The 16,822-nt window shown below is 66.9% G+C and carries 18 protein-coding genes; 5 read left to right on the top strand and 13 right to left on the bottom strand.

Annotated features, from left to right (window positions below; all coding sequences use genetic code 11):
- Window positions 1–37 precede the first annotated feature (37 nt).
- Window positions 38–472 carry a hypothetical protein gene (locus A5784_RS37215; RefSeq protein ID WP_064949863.1) on the top strand — a complete coding sequence of 145 codons (435 nt, stop codon included), beginning with the start codon at window positions 38–40 and terminating at the stop codon, window positions 470–472.
- 59 nt (window positions 473–531) lie between these two features.
- Entirely contained in the window at window positions 532–1,401 is an 870-nt protein-coding gene (locus tag A5784_RS37220; RefSeq protein ID WP_064949864.1) for an alpha/beta fold hydrolase, read from the top strand.
- On the opposite strand, the gene A5784_RS37225 is transcribed toward A5784_RS37220, so the two are convergent.
- The 11 genes from A5784_RS37225 to A5784_RS37275 all read right to left on the bottom strand — a co-directional run bounded on the left by A5784_RS37225 (window position 1,391) and on the right by A5784_RS37275 (window position 11,561).
- Window positions 1,391–2,650: a methyltransferase family protein gene (locus tag A5784_RS37225; RefSeq protein ID WP_064949865.1), complete on the bottom strand. Its 1,260-nt coding sequence runs from the start codon at window positions 2,648–2,650 to the stop codon at window positions 1,391–1,393. The two genes, A5784_RS37220 and A5784_RS37225, sit on opposite strands and share 11 nt — an antisense overlap.
- Window positions 2,647–3,612 carry a hypothetical protein gene (locus A5784_RS37230; protein ID WP_232006402.1) on the bottom strand — a complete coding sequence of 322 codons (966 nt, stop codon included), beginning with the start codon at window positions 3,610–3,612 and terminating at the stop codon, window positions 2,647–2,649. Before A5784_RS37230 ends, A5784_RS37225 begins: the two co-directional genes overlap by 4 nt.
- A 5-nt stretch (window positions 3,613–3,617) precedes the next feature.
- A complete protein-coding gene (prcA, locus tag A5784_RS37235) occupies window positions 3,618–4,346 on the bottom strand; it encodes a proteasome subunit alpha (RefSeq protein WP_064949866.1) in 729 nt (242 codons plus the stop codon).
- Window positions 4,346–5,218 (bottom strand): proteasome subunit beta, encoded by an 873-nt coding sequence (prcB, locus tag A5784_RS37240; RefSeq protein ID WP_197514998.1) that lies wholly within the window; start codon window positions 5,216–5,218, stop codon window positions 4,346–4,348. Before prcB ends, prcA begins: the two co-directional genes overlap by 1 nt.
- Window positions 5,215–5,409: a ubiquitin-like protein Pup gene (locus A5784_RS37245; protein WP_029373000.1), complete on the bottom strand. Its 195-nt coding sequence runs from the start codon at window positions 5,407–5,409 to the stop codon at window positions 5,215–5,217. The genes prcB and A5784_RS37245 overlap by 4 nt, the downstream gene beginning before the upstream one ends.
- 94 nt (window positions 5,410–5,503) lie before the next feature.
- On the bottom strand, window positions 5,504–7,000 hold the full coding sequence (gene dop, locus A5784_RS38700) for a depupylase/deamidase Dop (RefSeq protein ID WP_064949867.1): 1,497 nt from the start codon (window positions 6,998–7,000) through the stop codon (window positions 5,504–5,506).
- 9 nt (window positions 7,001–7,009) lie between these two features.
- Window positions 7,010–7,882, bottom strand: a complete 873-nt coding sequence (gene thpD / locus A5784_RS38705) for an ectoine hydroxylase (protein ID WP_064949868.1) — start codon at window positions 7,880–7,882, stop codon at window positions 7,010–7,012.
- Window positions 7,879–8,271: an ectoine synthase gene (locus A5784_RS37260; RefSeq protein ID WP_064949869.1), complete on the bottom strand. Its 393-nt coding sequence runs from the start codon at window positions 8,269–8,271 to the stop codon at window positions 7,879–7,881. The genes thpD and A5784_RS37260 overlap by 4 nt, the downstream gene beginning before the upstream one ends.
- Before the next feature lie 15 nt (window positions 8,272–8,286).
- Window positions 8,287–9,573 carry a diaminobutyrate--2-oxoglutarate transaminase gene (ectB, locus tag A5784_RS37265; RefSeq protein ID WP_064949870.1) on the bottom strand — a complete coding sequence of 429 codons (1,287 nt, stop codon included), beginning with the start codon at window positions 9,571–9,573 and terminating at the stop codon, window positions 8,287–8,289.
- A 97-nt stretch (window positions 9,574–9,670) separates the two neighbouring features.
- The gene (gene ectA, locus A5784_RS37270; protein WP_064949871.1) at window positions 9,671–10,252 is read right to left on the bottom strand and encodes a diaminobutyrate acetyltransferase; all 582 of its coding nucleotides are present in this window, start codon (window positions 10,250–10,252) and stop codon (window positions 9,671–9,673) included.
- A 400-nt stretch (window positions 10,253–10,652) separates the two neighbouring features.
- Window positions 10,653–11,561 carry a DMT family transporter gene (locus A5784_RS37275; RefSeq protein WP_064949872.1) on the bottom strand — a complete coding sequence of 303 codons (909 nt, stop codon included), beginning with the start codon at window positions 11,559–11,561 and terminating at the stop codon, window positions 10,653–10,655.
- 71 nt (window positions 11,562–11,632) lie between these two features.
- Here A5784_RS37275 and A5784_RS37280 point away from each other — a divergent pair, with 71 nt between their 5' ends.
- Window positions 11,633–12,535: a LysR family transcriptional regulator gene (locus tag A5784_RS37280; RefSeq protein WP_064949873.1), complete on the top strand. Its 903-nt coding sequence runs from the start codon at window positions 11,633–11,635 to the stop codon at window positions 12,533–12,535.
- Here the strand turns inward: A5784_RS37280 and A5784_RS37285 are convergent.
- Window positions 12,516–13,073, bottom strand: coding sequence for a TetR/AcrR family transcriptional regulator (locus A5784_RS37285; protein WP_232006404.1), 558 nt, complete (start codon window positions 13,071–13,073; stop codon window positions 12,516–12,518). The genes A5784_RS37280 and A5784_RS37285 overlap by 20 nt on opposite strands.
- A gap of 49 nt (window positions 13,074–13,122) precedes the next feature.
- Here A5784_RS37285 and A5784_RS37290 point away from each other — a divergent pair, with 49 nt between their 5' ends.
- Window positions 13,123–14,328, top strand: a complete 1,206-nt coding sequence (locus A5784_RS37290) for a DUF418 domain-containing protein (protein WP_064949874.1) — start codon at window positions 13,123–13,125, stop codon at window positions 14,326–14,328.
- On the opposite strand, the gene arc is transcribed toward A5784_RS37290, so the two are convergent.
- Window positions 14,261–16,102: a proteasome ATPase gene (arc, locus tag A5784_RS37295; RefSeq protein WP_064949875.1), complete on the bottom strand. Its 1,842-nt coding sequence runs from the start codon at window positions 16,100–16,102 to the stop codon at window positions 14,261–14,263. The genes A5784_RS37290 and arc overlap by 68 nt on opposite strands.
- A gap of 145 nt (window positions 16,103–16,247) precedes the next feature.
- Here arc and A5784_RS37300 point away from each other — a divergent pair, with 145 nt between their 5' ends.
- Window positions 16,248–16,751 carry an MTB12 family secreted protein gene (locus A5784_RS37300; RefSeq protein ID WP_064949876.1) on the top strand — a complete coding sequence of 168 codons (504 nt, stop codon included), beginning with the start codon at window positions 16,248–16,250 and terminating at the stop codon, window positions 16,749–16,751.
- Window positions 16,752–16,822 lie beyond the last annotated feature (71 nt).

Consider the following 16,822-nt stretch of genomic DNA (forward strand, 5'->3'; position numbering starts at 1 on the left):
TAGACCGTCAGTCGGTTTATTAATTACAGGAGGTCAGATGCCCACGTCCACCGCCGAAGCCCGGCACCGCACGCGTGTTTTCGCCCGGGTTCTCGGCCCGTTCGTCGCCGTCGCCACCGTCATCATCGCGATCCGGTTGTCCCAGCTCGGCAACTTGCTCTCTGACCTGTTCGGCAGCGGCACGATCCCCTGGATCCTTGGCGCGGCGATGTTGATGATGGGTTTGATCGTGATCGCGTTCCACCAGTACTGGTACAGCGCGACGGCCGTGCTCATCTCGCTGTTCGGATGGTTCGTGGCGTTGCGCGGCGTAGCGATGATGGCCTTTCCGTCGGCGATCCAGACGGGCGCCGACACCACGCTGAGCAGCCCGGGTCTGCTGCTCGCGGCCCGGATCTTCTTCCTGCTGCTCACGGCGATGGGCCTGTGGTTGACCTACGTCGGCTGGCGTCGGGAAACCGCCGCATCCTGATCTCGCCGACCTTTCCCAACCTGGCCCCCAACGCCGTGGCTGCGGATGAGAATTGACCGATGTCCTCGCGCAGCGCTCCGGTCGACGGATTCCGATTGGCCTTCGACCGGCTCGGCATCGCGGGCGGGCCGCCTGTCGTGCTGTTGCACGGCTGGCCGGGCACCCGGCGGGACTACCGGAAGGTGGTTCCGCTGCTGACCGACGTGGCCGACGTGATCGTGCCCGACATGCGCGGATTCGGCGGCTCCGACAAACACGCGGTGGCGGTGCAGCACTTTTACAGCGCGACGGCCCAAGCGGCCAGCATCGTCGGCCTGATCCACGAACTGGGCCTCGACCAAGTCATCCTCGCCGGCTACGACGTCGGCAGCAGGGTGGCGCAGAGCGTGGCCCGCATGCACCCCCACCTGGCCAAGGCGCTCGTGCTCTCGCCGCCGCTACCGGGTGCCGGTGACCGGGTGCTCAGCCCGCATGCCCAGCACGAGTTCTGGTATCAGGCGTTTCACCAGCTGCCGATCGCCGACCGGCTGATCGACGGGAACCCCGAAATCGTGCGCGAGTATCTGCGGCACTTCTGGAATCACTGGTCGGGGCCGAGCTTCACCGTCACCGAGGAGGACCTGGACCGGCTCGTCTCCGACTACGCATTGCCCGGGGCGTTCGCCGCCTCACTGGCCTGGTACCGCGCAGGGGCAGGCACCGTCGCCCAGTCGTTGACCGAGCTGCCGCCCGATCGGGCCGTCAAGATCACCGCCCCCACCGACGTGCTGTGGCCCCGGCAAGACCCGCTGTTCCCGACCGAATGGGCCGACCGCCTCGACGACTACTTCGTCGACGTCCGGATGCACACCGCCGACGCCGCAGGGCATTTCACCCCGCTGGAGTGTCCCGAGGAGTTCGCCGGGCTGATCCGCCGCGTCATCGGTTGACCGAGCGCGGTCCCGCCCCGACCGCGTCGGCAAGCAGCTGCACGAACCACCCGATTACCGGTGCCCGCATCACCCAGCCCACCAGCGCCCACCCGAGTGAGATGTGCTCGAGCGCCGCTCCGACGGCTCGGGTGCCCTGCAGCACAACCGAATCCGACTCGTAGCGGACTCGGCGCAAATCCTGCGGGTGATCTTCGGCGGGTTCGAGCGTCAGTGCGACGGGGTGCCGACGCCGCAGCCAGCCCGCGACTTGACTGCACGGATCACACGTCACCGCCACGTACAACCGGGCCGGTGCGCGGTGCGGATAGGGCCGCAGGCGTGGCACCCAGTCGTGCACGGCACGGCGGTACTCCTGCCACGGTGCGCCGAAGCGCGCGACCAGCTGATCGCGTTCGTGCCACCCGGCAATGCCTGCGCTGAACACCACGCTTATGGCCGCGGCCAGCACCAGCCCCGGTGCGCCGACCAGTGCCGCCGCCGTCACCAGCAGCAGCACCGCGCACACCTGCATGGGGTTGGCGAGGTAGGCGTAGGGCCCGGAGGTCACCAAGGCCTGCGGAGGGTCCCACGGGAACGGCGTGCCGCCGTGGCGGGCGAACTCCGCCACCGCACTCAGTGCGATCACCACCAACACCGCCGCGATCTGCAGCAGGGCCCAGTCCGCGGGGCCGCCGATCCGGTGCCATGCCTGCAGCCAGGACGTGCCGGTGAGAGCGAACGTCGCCGCGGGTATGACGAACAGCAGCAATGCACCGAACAGCACCACCTGCAGACCGGCCCGCACCCACAGCATGCGCCCGGCTGCGGTCGCCCAGCCCAGCAGCACCGCGGGGAGCAGGCAGAGCAGAACGCCAAGCAGTTCGCCGGCCCACCAACCAGACCGCAGCGATACCAATGGCGCCAAACCACCCATCGCCACGATGTCTGCGGCCACCAGAACGGCAACTGTCACAAGGGGATTCACCCACCTCATCAACAGCACCGGCACCGCGCCCCACAGCAGCGCCCAGCCGAGCACCACGTCGAGAGGCACCCCCGACCACATCAGCCCATCGGTCCCGAAGGCCCACCAGCCCGCCTCGACCGCGACGGCGTTCAGCGCCGCCAGCCACACCACATTCCACAGTGTCGCGAGCGCCGCACCGACCCGTTCTGCGGGCGCTGCGACCCACAACGCGCCTGCCAGCAGCGCCGGGACCAGCACAGCACCGTTGCGCAGCGTCGCGACGTCCAGCCCGGTGGTCACGGCCGGAGATCGACAGCGTCGAGCAGGTAACCCGCGGCGCGCTGGGTCACCACATGCTCGATCGGCCCGAAATACCAGGCCGGCGCCAGCCGCCGCGTGTAGCTCAGCGACCAGGTGATCTCGGTGTGCTCGGCGTCGACGGCACGCCAGCTCACGTCGGACGAACGCCAGGTCAGCCAGGTTGCCAGCGGGGTGTCGTCCGAGACCGGCACCAGCTGCACGGAGTCCGGTGTCCTGGAGGCAATCTGGAATTCCAGTGCGGACTGCGCCTCACCCCAGTGGTGCTGCGCGATGAACCCGGGCCGGTGGTGCGCTCCGGCGAACATCACCACTCGGCGGTCCCCCACCGCCAAACCGCTGCCGTGGTCCATTAATGGCTGCGGAAAGCCGAGCCCGAGAACACCAGATGGCTTCACATCGCCGAACCGCAGCGGACGGGCCAGCGCAGCCGCCACTTGGTCGGGTGTGGCTGCGACCGTGCGCGTGGCCGTCACAGTGCTGTCGCCCGGCAGCGTCAGGGCGGGCACGACTCCTTCGAGCGAGAGCACCAGTGCGACGGCAGGCAGCACCACGATGCGAGCGCCGGGCGGCCGACCGGACTTGCGCACGGCCCCCACGATCAACGCCACGATGATCCCGACCGCGTAGAACAACGGTGCGGCGATGATCACGCACACGAAACCCTCGCCGGCCACCGGGATGGCGAGCAGCAGCAGGATGGTGATCGCCTTGAGCGTCATGGAGATCAGCCGGTCCGGGTTTGCGGTGAGCGTCAGAATCAACGCGAGCACCGTGGGGATCCCGATGTAGAACGCGGCGCTCTGCCCGAGGCCGAAACCCTTGATGACCTTGAACAGCACGACGCCGACGACGAACGCAACGATCAGGCCCGCCAATGACCACTGAGCCCGGCTGGGCCGGTAGCCGCGCGGGGCGGCCGGTGGAGCTCCCCCGTCGTCCACGTCGGCTACTCGGCCGGCGCCTTATCCGGATCCGGTTCGGGCAGCAGCGTTTCCAGGGCGGGCCCGGTGATCCGTCGGAAACACCGGCGGGGCCGCTTGGCGTCGAGGACCGCCACCTCGAGGGTCGAGGGGCCGAGTTTGCGCCGTTCGGAACCTTCGGCACCGGAGCTGAGCGCCTCGACGGCGATCTTCACGGCCGCCCCCAGATCGGCGTTTTCGGTATACGACTCGCCGAGTTTGGCCACGATGGGCTCGGTCGTGCCGCCCATCACCACGTAGTGCGGTTCGTCGGCGATCGATCCGTCATAGGTGATCCGGTAGAGCTCAGGGGCTTTCGTCTCGCCGTAGTGCGCAACCTCGGCCACGCACAACTCGACCTCGAAGGGCTTGGGCTGCTCGGTGAAGATGGTGCCCAGCGTCTGGGCGTACACATTGGCCAGCTGGCGACCGGTGACGTCCCGGCGGTCGTATGCGTAGCCGCGGGTATCCGCGTATTGGATGCCGCCGACCCGCAACTTGTCGAACTCGCTGAACCTGCCGACCGCGGCGAAACCGACACGGTCGTAGAGCTCGCTGACTTTCTGCAGCGAACGGGACGGATTCTCGGCCACGAACAACACACCGCTGTCGTAGGCCAGCACCACCACGCTGCGACCACGGGCAATGCCCTTGCGGGCCAGCTCAGACCGCTCACGCATCGCCTGCTCAGGCGATATGAAATACGGGAAGCTCATCAGCCGTCACCTTTCGTTGCGGTGCGGCTTTCGATCACCTCACGGGCCAGTTCGGCGATACGCGCCTCGGTGATCTCCTCGGCGCCCTCGGCTCCGATGGTCACCGCGGTCGGGTAGATGCCGCGCACCAGATCCGGCCCGCCCGTGGCGGAATCGTCGTCCGCGGCATCGTAGAGCGCCTCGATGGCCACCTTGAGCGCCGACTCGGCGTCGGTGACCGTCGGATACAGCTTCTTGATCGACGACCGGGCGAACAGCGAACCCGAACCCACCGACTGGTAGCCCTCTTCCTCGATGTTCCAGCCACCTGCGGCGTCGAACGAGACGATGCGGCCTGCGTTGGCCGGGTCGGCGTCGTTGAGGTCGTAGCCCACCAGCAGGGGCAGTGCCACGAAACCCTGAAGAGCCGCGCCGAGATTGCCGCGCACCATGGTTGCCAGGCGGTTCACCTTGCCGCGGAAGGTGAGCGGCACGCCTTCGACCTTTTCATAGTGCTCGAGTTCGACGGCGTAGAGCCGCGCGAACTCGACCGCGATGGCGGCGGTACCGGCGATGCCGGTCGCGGTGTAGTCGTCGGCGATGTGCACCTTCTCCACGTCGCGGCTGGCGATCATGTTGCCCTGCGTGGCCCGCCGGTCACCGGCGATGACGACACCGCCTGGGTACTTGATCGCGACGATTGTCGTTCCGTGCGGCGCGAATTCGGCCGTGGTGCCGTGTGATGCCGCGCCGATGGACGACCCGTCCGCCATCCGGTTGACCGGCAGCAGATCAGGGGCCTGACGACGGAGCAGGTCCGAGAAAGACGACAAATCTGCAGTTATCGCTGGTGTTCCGGAGAGAAATGAGGGCAGGTTGTCGTGCCAGGTCACTGGCCGCCCTTTTGGACGTACGCGCGCACGAAGTCTTCGGCGTTCTCCTCCAGCACGTCGTCGATCTCGTCCAGCAGGTCGTCGGTTTCCTCGGTCAGCTTCTCGCGACGCTCCTGGCCTGCGGCCGAGGCGCCGGAGACGTCGTCGTCGTCACCGCCGCCGCCACCACGCTTGGTCTGCTCTTGAGCCATCGCTGCCTCCTGCATAGTCATCGGCTGGCGCGGGCGCCCTGCCGGTTCTTCCACAGTACCGGTCAATACCCGAATTGCCCGGGATCACAACCGGTCAGGTTGTGAGCTGTTCGACCAACTCGGCGGCGCTGTCCACCGAGTCCAGCAGCGCTCCCACATGCGCTTTGCTGCCGCGCAGCGGTTCCAGGGTTGGAATCCGCACGAGCGAATCGCCACCGAGATCGAATATCACCGAATCCCAGCTCGCCGCCGCGATGTCGGCCCCGAACCGGCGCAAGCACTCGCCACGGAAGTACGCGCGGGTGTCGGTCGGCGGGTTGTCGACCGCGTCGAGGACCTGCTGCTCGGTGACGAGCCGCTTCATCGAACCGCGTGCCACCAGCCGGTTGTACAGGCCCTTGTCCAGCCGGACGTCGGAATACTGCAGGTCCACCAGGTGCAAGCGCGGTGCCGACCACGCCAGGTTCTCACGGCGCCGGAAGCCTTCCAGCAGCCGCAGCTTGGCCGGCCAGTCGAGGATCTCGGCGCATTCCATGGGGTCGCGCTCGAGAAGGTCGAGCACCTCGGCCCAGGTCTCGACGACGTGGCTGGCCCGCGGGTCGGGATCGCGGCTGTCCACCAGCTTGGCAACCCGGTCCAGGTACATCCGCTGCAGCGCGAGCGCGGTCACTTCGCGGCCGTCGGCGAGGGCCACGGTGGCCCGCAGCGACGGATCGCGGCTGATCACATGCACCGCGTGCACCGGCCGGGCCAGGGCCAGGTCGGAGAGGTCGATGCCCTCCTCGATCAGGTCCAGCACCAGCGAGCTGGTGCCGAGCTTGAGATAGGTCGAGGTCTCGGCCAAGTTCGCGTCGCCGATGATGACGTGCAGCCGCCGGTACTTGTCGGCGTCGGCGTGCGGCTCGTCGCGGGTGTTGATGATGCCGCGTTTGAGCGTGGTCTCCAGGCCGACCTCGACCTCGATGTAATCGGCCCGCTGCGACAGCTGGAACCCCGGATCGTCGCCCGACGGCCCGATCCCCACCCGGCCGGAACCGGTCACCACCTGGCGCGAGACCAGGAACGGGGTGAATCCCGCGATGACGGAGGTGAACGGCGTCTGCCGGCTCATCAGGTAGTTCTCGTGCGAGCCGTACGACGCGCCCTTGCCGTCCACGTTGTTCTTGTAGAGCTGCAGCTTGACGGCGCCGGGGACACTGGCGACGTGGCGGGCCGCGGCCTCCATGACGCGTTCGCCCGCCTTGTCCCAGATCACCGCGTCCATCGGATCGGTGCACTCGGGTGCGGAGTACTCCGGGTGGGCGTGGTCGACGTAGAGCCGGGCGCCGTTGGTGAGAATCATGTTGGCCGCACCGACCTCGTCGGCGTCGACGATCGGCGGCGGGCCCGACGCCCGCGACAGGTCGAACCCGCGGGCATCGCGCAGCGGCGATTCGACCTCGTAGTCCCACCGCGTGCGCTTGGCCCGCTGGATACCGGCGGCTGCCGCGTACGCCAGAACCGCCTGAGTCGACGTCAAGATCGGATTGGCTGTCGGATCGGAGGGCGAGGATATGCCGTACTCGACCTCAGTTCCGATAATCCGTTGCATATGCCCAGCCTAGGTGACGCGGTCTGCGCACCGGGCCGCCAGGTATTCCGGCCTGCGCCGGGGTGCCGCGAAAGGCTCCCCCAGTTGGTTCTCCACCGAGTTGAACACCAGGAAGATGTTCGACCGCGGCAGCGGCGTGATGTTGGAGCCCGATCCGTGCAGCAGGTTCGCATCGAACCAGAGCGCCGAGCCCGGCGGGCCGGTGAACTGGTCGATCCCGTCGTGGTCGACGGCCTTGGTGAGCGTCGTCTCGTCGGGGACGCCGACGTTCTGGACGACCAGCGACGTGTCGTGATTGTTGTCCGGCGTCGCACCCACGCACGGATAGAACGTGTGGTGCGATCCGGGTATCACCATCAGCGACCCGTTGAACGGGTAGTTGTGCGTAAGCGCGATCGAACACGACACCGCCCGGATCGAGGGCATGCCGTCCTCGGCGTGCCAGGTCTCGAAATCGGAATGCCAGTAGAAACCGGTGCCGGTGAAACCGGGCATCAGGTTGATCCTGGCCTGGTGGATGTACACGTCGCTACCCAGCAGCTGACGCGCCACCGGTAGCACGGTGTCCAGCCGAACCACCTGCGCGACAAGCTCACTGAGCAGATGCGGCTCGAAGATCGACCGGATGGATCCACCGGGCTCTCTGATCACGCGCGGGTCGTCTGCGTCCAGATCGGCTGCGATCCGGTCCAATTCGTGCCGCAGCGCAGGCAGCCGATCGTCGGAGACGGTGTCCGGTCGCACCAGGTACCCCTGCGCGGTGAACCAGTCCAGCTGCTGTTGGACGAGCGGCCCGTCGGATTCGGTGCCCCACACCGCGGGTTCCTGACGTGGGATCGGCGCGATGGCGTGATCGAGCCGGGTGGGATAGGGGTCGCTCATGCGACCGACTGCGGCGCCGGGTACGCGCCGGTCTCGTCGTGCACTTCCTGCCCGGTCACCGGCGGGTTGAACACGCACAGCATGCGCATCTGCGTCTCGCAGGTAACCCGGTGGCGCTCATGGCCGTTGAGCAGATACATGGTGCCCGGCGCGAGCGGATGATTCTCGCCGGTCTCCAGGTTGGTCAACGTTCCGGTGCCTTCCACGACCCACACCGCCTCGACGTGGTGCTGGTAGTGGAACTCGCTGACCGAGGACGCGTTGATGGTCGTCTCGTGGAAGGAGAACCCGACGCCGTCGCCGGCCAGGATGATCCTCTTGGACCGCCAGTTGGCGTCGGCGACGTCGCGGGCGGTGCCGGTGATCTCGGCGGTGGTACGCACGATCATTGGGTGTCTTGCTCCTCAGTTCAGGATGGCGGAAACGGATTCGTCGAGGATGTCCAGACCCTTTTGCAGGTCGGGTTCCGACGTGGTCAGGGGTGGCAGCAGCTTGACGACTTCGTCGGAGGGACCGCTGGTCTCCATCAGCACGCCGAGGTCGAACGCGGTCCGGCACACCTTCGCGGCCTGATCGGCGTCATCGAATTTCAACCCCTGTGCCATGCCTCGCCCACGGGCTGTGACGCCGCGGTGGCGCTGCTCGATCTCATCGAGGCGGGCTCGCACCAGCTTTCCCTTGCGGGCCGTGTCCTGAGCAAATTCCGGTGTTGCCCAATAGGTTTCAAGAGCCTTTGTGGCGGTGATAAACGCCGGGTTGTGACCACGGAAGGTGCCGTTGTGCTCGCCCGGCGCCCACACGTCAAGATCCCTGCGGAACAGCGTCAACGCCATGGGTAGGCCGTAGCCGCTGATGGACTTCGACAGGGTGACGATGTCGGGAACGATGCCCGCGGCTTCGAAGCTGAAGAACGGACCGGTACGGCCGCAGCCCATTTGGACGTCGTCGACGATGAGCAGGATGTCACGGGTACGGCACAGGTCCGACAGCGCCTGCAGCCACTCGAGACGGGCGACGTTCAAACCGCCTTCGCCTTGCACGGTTTCCACGATCACCGCGGCGGGACGGTTGAGCCCGCTGCCCGAATCGTCGAGCACCCGCTCGAACCAGTGGAAGTCCTCGGTGACCCCACCGAAGTAGTTGTCGTACGGCATGGGGGTGGCATGCACCAGCGGGATGCCTGCCCCGGCACGCTTCATCGAATTGCCGGTCACCGAAAGCGCGCCGAGGGTCATTCCGTGAAAGGCGTTGGTGAAGCTGACAATTGATTCACGACCTGTGACCTTGCGAGCCAGCTTGAGCGCCGACTCGACGGCATTGGCTCCCGTCGGCCCGGGGAACTGCACTTTGAAATCCAGGCCCCGGGGTTCCAGGATCACCCGCGCAAAGGTCTCCAGGAAGCGCTGCTTGGCTTCCGTCGCGATGTCGAGTGAGTGCACGATCCCGTCGGAGGCCAGGTAGTCCAGCAACGGAGCCTTGAGCAGCGGGTTGTTGTGACCGTAGTTCAGCGCACCCGCACCGGCGAAGAAATCGATGTAGCGGCGCCCTTCGGTGTCGGTCACCCAGGAGTCGCTGGCGCTCTGCATGACAGTCGGCCAGCCACGGCAATAGCTGCGAACCTCGGACTCCACCGAGGAGAACACATCAGGCAGACGATCCTCGGTCAGGGGCGCGGTTTCGGCGAGCAGCAAGGGAGATCCTTCCGATCGGTTCAATGGATTCAATTGGGGAATTCGATTGGGCACCTTGGCCGTACGTGCTCGGCGACCACAGCTGCCCGGTCAGAAATCAGTTGGGCAGCGCTGCGGCGATCGGGCCGATCCGCAGGATCGGCTCGTCGTCGTGGCTGAGGTCGGCGGCGAGCAGTTCGCCGCCGAAATGGGGCTCCTCGACGAGTGCGACGCCGTGCCGGCGCGCAAAGGCACCGAAGAACGCCCGGGATGCCGAATTGTCCGGCGAGACAGTCGCTTCGACGGTGACCGGATGTCCGCGCCGGTCGGCCCGGACCCTGTTTACCAGCGCATCGATCATGGCGCTGGCCAACCCACTGCCTTGCTCCGACGGAGCCACGGCGACCTGCCAGACGAACAGTACGTCCGGTCGCGGCGGCGGGTGATAGCCGGTGATGAACCCTCGCAGGTCACCACCCCGCTCGGCCACGATCGAGGTGGCGGCGAAATCGGTCGCCAACAGCAGGTAGGCGTAAGTCGAGTTCAGGTCGAGCACCTGAGTTTGTGCGGCCAGATCGCGGATCGCCATCGCGTCATCGGCACGTGGCGGTCGCAGCAATTCGCTGCGGGCATCCGGGCCTGACGTATCTCGTCCCGGCTGTGCGCAGACGCGCGGCGGGGCGCTGTTGTAAACGTGCATATCGAGTTAGAAGTCACCACCGAACAGTCATCAATAGTCATCAGTTCAAGTCATCGGTGCCCTGACCGTAAGCACACCGGGGGCGGTTGATCAAGCCGGATGGCCTGCCCAGGCACCGCCGGGCGCCTTCCCCACACCGCGCTGATCTGCGGTTATCCCGCAGCCACCGGCCATCGGGTGAACTTCGCCACCGTTATCAAATCGTTATAATCGCTCGAAGGCCGTCACGAGGCCCAGCGCACGGGCTCCCGTAAACCTGAAACAATGCGCCAGAAAACCGGCCTATTCACACCATTTCCGCAACGAAATAGACACCTTTACGGCGCGTCAATAAATGCGCATTTCCCCGAATTCCGGCCGCCGATTTCGAGGGCATTTCGACACCGACAGGCACCGAATGTCAGCCGATCGGGGCACGACTCTCAGACCGCGACACCGGCTCCGCGACCGGCACAAGCACCCGCTGACCCCAGACCGCGCCGCAGACCACCAACGCCGCACCGCCCACCCCCGCCGCGGTGACCGGATCGGATGCCAGGGTCACACCGATGACGGCGGCCCACAGCGGTTCGGTTCCCAGCAGTAGGCTCACCCGCGCCGGCGTACTTCGTTGCACAGCGCGCAGCTGCACTACGAACGCAAACACCGTGCAGGCCAACGCCAGATACAGCAACAGGAGCCAGTCGCCGGTACCCATGCCGCCCGCGAAGACGTACACCGGCTCCCCTGTGGCGGTGGCCAAGCCCACCGAGAGGACGGCGACCGTCGCCAACTGCACCACGGCCATCCGGGTGATGTTGAGCTCGCGCGCCGCCGTCATCCGGCCCAGCAGAGTGACATGTCCGGCCCGCAGCACCGCCGCCACGCCGATCACCGCGTCACCGATCCCTGGCGGCCCGAACCCCTGTGCCTGCGTGAGCAATACGCACCCCAAGACAGCTAGCGAACCCGCCGCGTAGAAGCGGGCCGGGACGCTGCGCACCCCCTGCAGCAGCGGCGTCACGACGATCGTCAACGCCATCAACAACCCCGCGTTGGACGCCGACGTGCGAGTGACACCGTAGGTTTCGCACGCGTATACGGCCCACAGGACGCCGCCGCACAGCACCCCTGCCGCCACCTCCGGCGCGGTGACCCGTCGCAACCGGGGCCCGGTCAACACCCCCAGCGCCGCCACGGCGATGACGAACCGCAGTGCCAGCACGGCGAATACGGTGTCGCCGGTCGCCAGTTCTTTGGTCGCAAGGTAGCTCGAACCCCACACGACGGCGACACCGAGCAGCGCTAGGTCGGCGGTCCGGTTGGGCATGGCTACAGCTTGTTGCGCCGTACAAGTTCAGTCAAGCTAATGATTCTTCCGATAATATGTAGAATTTCTTCATGGATGCCGGCCGCCTGCGCATGTTGCGCGAACTCGCCGATCACGGCACCGTCGCCGCCGTGGCCGACGTGCTGTCGATGACGCCGTCGGCGGTGTCCCAGCAGCTCAAGACCCTCCAGCGCGAGGCGGGGGTCGCGCTGATCGAGCCGGTCGGCCGCAGGGTGCGGCTGACCGACGCCGGCCGGGTGCTGGTGGGCCATGCGGACGCCGTGCTGGCCGCCCTCGAGCGGGCGCGCGCGGAGATGGACAGCTACCGGACGTCGCCGCGGGGCACGGTCAGCGTGTCGTCCTTCCCCTCGGGTGCGGCAATGCTGTTGGCCCCGTTGATCATCCGCGCGCGTGAGCGTGGCGTCGAAGTGATCGGCCGCGACATCGACGTCCCGGCATCCCGCGCCCCGCAACAGCTCGCCGAGTTCGACATCGTCGTGGTCCACCGCGACGAGCGCGACACGTCGGACTGGGGACCACGTTTCACCGCGACCGAGCTCTTGCGCGAGCCGCTCGACGTGGCGATGTCGGCCGAGCACCGGCTGGCCCGCCGTCATCAGGTCCGGCTCGCCGAGTTGACCGACGACCAGTGGATCGGGGTCGAGGGCGGCCTCATGGTCGACGACGTCCTGAATTCGATCGCGCTGCTGACCGGCGTGCAGCCACGCATCACCCAGCGGGTCAACGACTTCCGCGTCGTCGAAGAACTCGTCCACGCGGGTTTGGGCATCGCGCTGATACCGCGTTACGTCCTGCTGACCCGCCCGCTCGTCCGGTTACCGGTCAGCGACATCACCGTGGCTCGTCGCGTCGAGGCCGTCACCCGCGCGGGCGCCGCAACGCGCCCTGCCGTCGGCGCGGTACTCGACGAGCTGCGCGCCGTCGCGGCGGAGATCAGCTCAGCAGACGCCTGACATGGCTTCGCGCGATCCGCTCCGCCAGCTCGCGGCCGACCCGCTGCGGCTCGACCGCCACCGAACACGCCAAACCGTCGAGGAGCGCGAGTAATTCGACCGCTGCCGTCCCGGCGTCGACCGTAGGCGCAGCCTCGGCGATCAGCGCCCGCAACCAGTCCGCCACGCGGGCCCAGTCCGCCCGATGCCGCACAGCGGTGGGTTCGTGCACGGCAGCCCGCGCCAGCCGCAGCACCCATGCCACGCTGATGTCACGATCCCGCGGATTCGGGCACACCAGGGCAACGGCCAGCGTCTCCAGGCGCTCAGCGGCGCTCATATCGGGCCGCATCTGTTCATCGAGCCGCGCGGCGAAGCGTTCCCCGGCGCGGTCCATCGCCGCCGCGAGCATCGCGTCCTTGGTCGGGAAATGGTGCTGCACCGCTCCGATCGAAACATCAGCGCGCGCAGCCACTTTGCGCACCGAAACGCCCTCGAAGCCGTCGGCCACCAGAACCGCCAGCACCGCTTCGGCCATCCGCTCATACGGCTCGCTCACACGGCGATGATAGCCGTGCCCATACGATCGTATGGTAGCGTCCGCACACATGTCCTCGTCACGTCTGCATTCCCTGGACGTTCTGCGCGGTATCGCGATCCTGGGCACGCTCGGTACCAACATCTGGATCTTCACCAACCCCGAAGGCATGGTGGGCTACCTCGGCGGCAGCACACCAGATCGATGGCGCCCCCTCGAAGTGGTGTTGCAGCTCCTCGCGCAGGGCAAGTTCCTCGGCCTGCTGACCATCATGTTCGGCATCGGCCTTGCCCTGCAGCAACGTTCGGCACTGCGCGCGGGCGGGCGCTGGCCCGGGAGTTATCCCTGGCGTGCGGTGCTGCTCTTGCTCGACGGCGTCGTGCATTTCGTCCTGCTGACGGAGTTCGACGTGCTGACCGGCTACGCCATCACCGGGTGGATCGTGTCCTACCTGCTGGTGACATCGCCACGCACCCAACGCCGCATCATCGCGGTCGCCGCCACCGTGCACGTTGCCTTGCTGACAACGCTCACCGTGGGTCTGCTGATGCTGCCGCACACCGACGGACCACCGCGGCGGCTCGACCCCAATCCCTATGCCGACGGCTCGTTCTGGGATCTGGTGGCGTTCCGGCTCGATCACGTCGTGCTGTTCCGGCTCGAAACGGTACTGATTTTCCCGATGTCGATCGCGCTGTTTCTGCTGGGCGCCAGGCTGTTTCACGCCGGCATCCTTGACCCGCGGGGAGCCGCGCTGCGCCGCAGGCTGATGTGGCTGGGTTTCGCCGTCGCCGCGCCGGTCGACATCGCGTTGGAGGTCGGCGCGGGCGGCGTCGGCGTGCTGCTGGCGCGCTACGGCGTGGCACCCGTGGTCTCGCTGGCGATCCTGTCCGCGGTCGCCGAGTTCTACACGCGCAGGCCCACACCCGGGTGGGCCGGCAGGCGGCTGGCGGAGGTGGGCCGAATGGCGCTGTCCAGCTACGTGTTACAGAACCTCGTCGCCTCGGCACTGTGCTATGGCTGGGGGCTCGGCCTCGCCGCGGCCACGCCGCCGCAGCACCGGGTGCCCGTCACCATCGCGATCTATCTCACGGTGGTGACGGTGATCGTGACGTTCGCGCACCTGTGGCTGCGCCGGTTCCGCCGGGGCCCGGTGGAGTGGCTGTGGAACACCAGCTACCGGGCCCTGGCGGGCGCGACGACATCGGCTACAGGTACTGACCCAGGTTCGACTCGGTATCGATCGCCCGAGACGCACTCGAGCTCTTCCCGGTGACCAGCGTGCGGATGTACACGATCCGCTCGCCCTTCTTGCCCGAGATCCGGGCCCAGTCGTCGGGATTGGTGGTGTTCGGCAGATCCTCGTTCTCGGCGAACTCGTCGACGATCGAGTCGAGCAGATGCTGGATCCGCAGGCCCGGCTGACCGGTCTCGAGCACGGCCTTGATCGCGTTCTTCTTCGCCCGGTCCACCACGTTCTGGATCATCGCGCCGGAGTTGAAGTCCTTGAAGTACATGACTTCCTTGTCACCGTTGGCGTAGGTGACCTCCAGGAACCGGTTGTCGTCGATCTCGGCGTACATCCGGTCGACAACCTTCTCGATCATCGCCTTGATGCACAGCGCACGGTCGCTGCCGAACTCGGCGAGATCGTCGGCGTGGATGGGCAGATCCTCGGTGAGGTACTTGGAGAAGATGTCCTGTGCCGATTCGGCGTCCGGCCGCTCGATCTTGATCTTGACGTCCAGACGGCCGGGCCGCAGGATCGCCGGATCAATCATGTCCTCACGGTTGGATGCACCGATGACGATGACGTTCTCCAGGCCCTCGACACCGTCGATCTCCGAGAGCAACTGAGGCACAACGGTCGTCTCGACATCGGAGCTGACTCCGGTGCCGCGGGTGCGGAATATCGAGTCCATCTCGTCGAAGAACACGATCACCGGGGTGCCCTCGGAAGCCTTCTCCCTGGCCCGCTGGAAGATCAGCCGGATGTGCCGTTCGGTCTCGCCGACGAACTTGTTGAGCAGCTCGGGGCCTTTGATGTTGAGGAAGTAGCTCTTCGCATCGCGCGCGTCGTCGCCACGCACCTCGGCCATCTTCTTGGCCAACGAGTTGGCCACGGCCTTGGCGATCAGCGTCTTACCGCAGCCGGGAGGGCCGTAGAGGAGCACGCCCTTGGGCGGACGCAGCGAGTACTCCTTGTAGAGCTCCTTGTGCAGGAACGGCAGCTCGACGGCGTCGCGGATCTGCTCGATCTGCCGGCTGAGGCCACCGATGTCGAGGTAGCTGACGTCGGGCACCTCCTCCAGCACCAGGTCCTCGACCTCGGCCTTGGGAATGCGTTCGAACGCGTAGCCGGCCTTGGTGTCGACCAGCAGCGAGTCGCCCGGACGCAGCTTGCGCGGCCGACCGTCGTCGACCAGCACACCCGCGTCGTCGGGGAGCTCGCTGGCGGCCACCAACGGCTCTGCCAGCCACACGATGCGTTCCTCGTCGGCGTGCCCGACCACCAGAGCGCGGTGCCCGTCGTCCAGGATCTCGCGCAGCGTGCTGATCTCGCCGACGGCCTCGAAGCTGCCCGCCTCGACGACCGTCAGGGCCTCGTTGAGCCGCACCGTCTGACCTTGCTTGAGCGTGGCCGTCTCGATGTTGGGCGAGCACGTCAACCGCATCTTGCGGCCGGAGGTGAACACGTCGACGGTGTCGTCGTCGTGGGTGGACAGCAGTACGCCATATCCGCTGGGTGGCTGACCCAGCCGGTCGACCTCCTCGCGCAGGGCAAGCAGCTGCTGACGGGCCTCCTTGAGGGTGTCCATCAACTTGGCGTTGCGCGCGGCCAGCGAATCGATCCGTGCCTCAAGCTGATGCACGTCCCGAGCACTTCGCAAACCGCTCTGCGGACCGACCGCGTTTTCCAATTGCTCGCGCAGGATTGCGGCCTCGCGGCGCAACGACTCCAGCTCGGCAACTTCTTCGCTGGGTCCCGGCGCCGAGTGGCCGCCCGGGAAGCCCTCGGCGAAACCGTCCGAACGCTCTGACTCGCTCATCTTGCGCTCCCTCCCGCACCGGAAGTTGGTGCAGTAACAACTTCAACGCTACCGGCGATTCAGCCTTTGTGTGTGGTCTAGGAACTCGACACACCAGCGCCACTGTTAGCCTCTTGTTTGAGTTGGTCCGATCGAAAGGAATGTCGTGACCCTGAAATCCCTCGTTACCGGCTTTGTCGCAGCCGCAGGAGCGGCCGCTGTCGTGGGCGGTGCCGCGGCAGGTGTGACGTCCATTGCATCCAGCACCCTCTCGTCCGCCCCGGCTGTGCAGCCGGTCGTGTTCGACGCGCCGCTGCCGCAGGCCCCCGCGCCCGAGCTGCAGTCGGCCCTGACCCAGACCCTGCAGGCGCTGGCCAGCGGTGGTTCGTTCAGCGGCAAGGCGCCCTACATCCAGGGCGGCATCGGCCGGATCGAGAGCATCGCTGCGGACCGCGCCTACAGCCGGGCCGCAGCCGAAGGCAAGTTCCCGCTGACCTTCAGCGTCGCAAACATCGACAACGAGGGCGGCGTTGCCACCGCCGACGTCACCGCGACGTCGAACCTCGGCGACACCGCCACCCAGAACATCCAGTTCGTGGCCGGCCCCAGCCCCACCGGCTGGCAGATCTCCAAGGCATCGGCCATGAACCTGCTGTCGTCGGTCAACTGACGGTTAATTGATTCGAATCGCAGTCCTGAGTGCCGCTCTTATACACATCTGACGCTGCCGACGATCGCATA

This window comes from Mycobacterium sp. 852013-50091_SCH5140682 (genome assembly GCF_001665685.1).
Classification (GTDB): Bacteria; Actinomycetota; Actinomycetes; order Mycobacteriales; family Mycobacteriaceae; genus Mycobacterium.

Excerpts from the sequence above, each read along its gene's own strand:
- A5784_RS37215 (WP_064949863.1), top strand. The coding sequence starts at position 38 with ATGCCCACGTCCACCGCCGAAGCCCGGCACCGCACGCGTGTTTTCGCC.
- A5784_RS37220 (WP_064949864.1), top strand. The coding sequence starts at position 532 with ATGTCCTCGCGCAGCGCTCCGGTCGACGGATTCCGATTGGCCTTCGAC.
- prcA (WP_064949866.1), bottom strand. The coding sequence starts at position 4,346 with ATGAGCTTCCCGTATTTCATATCGCCTGAGCAGGCGATGCGTGAGCGG.
- A5784_RS37245 (WP_029373000.1), bottom strand. The coding sequence starts at position 5,409 with ATGGCTCAAGAGCAGACCAAGCGTGGTGGCGGCGGCGGTGACGACGAC.
- dop (WP_064949867.1), bottom strand. The coding sequence starts at position 7,000 with ATGCAACGGATTATCGGAACTGAGGTCGAGTACGGCATATCCTCGCCC.
- thpD (WP_064949868.1), bottom strand. The coding sequence starts at position 7,882 with ATGAGCGACCCCTATCCCACCCGGCTCGATCACGCCATCGCGCCGATC.
- A5784_RS37260 (WP_064949869.1), bottom strand. The coding sequence starts at position 8,271 with ATGATCGTGCGTACCACCGCCGAGATCACCGGCACCGCCCGCGACGTC.
- ectA (WP_064949871.1), bottom strand. The coding sequence starts at position 10,252 with ATGCACGTTTACAACAGCGCCCCGCCGCGCGTCTGCGCACAGCCGGGA.
- A5784_RS37275 (WP_064949872.1), bottom strand. The coding sequence starts at position 11,561 with ATGCCCAACCGGACCGCCGACCTAGCGCTGCTCGGTGTCGCCGTCGTG.
- A5784_RS37280 (WP_064949873.1), top strand. The coding sequence starts at position 11,633 with ATGGATGCCGGCCGCCTGCGCATGTTGCGCGAACTCGCCGATCACGGC.
- A5784_RS37290 (WP_064949874.1), top strand. The coding sequence starts at position 13,123 with ATGTCCTCGTCACGTCTGCATTCCCTGGACGTTCTGCGCGGTATCGCG.
- arc (WP_064949875.1), bottom strand. The coding sequence starts at position 16,102 with ATGAGCGAGTCAGAGCGTTCGGACGGTTTCGCCGAGGGCTTCCCGGGC.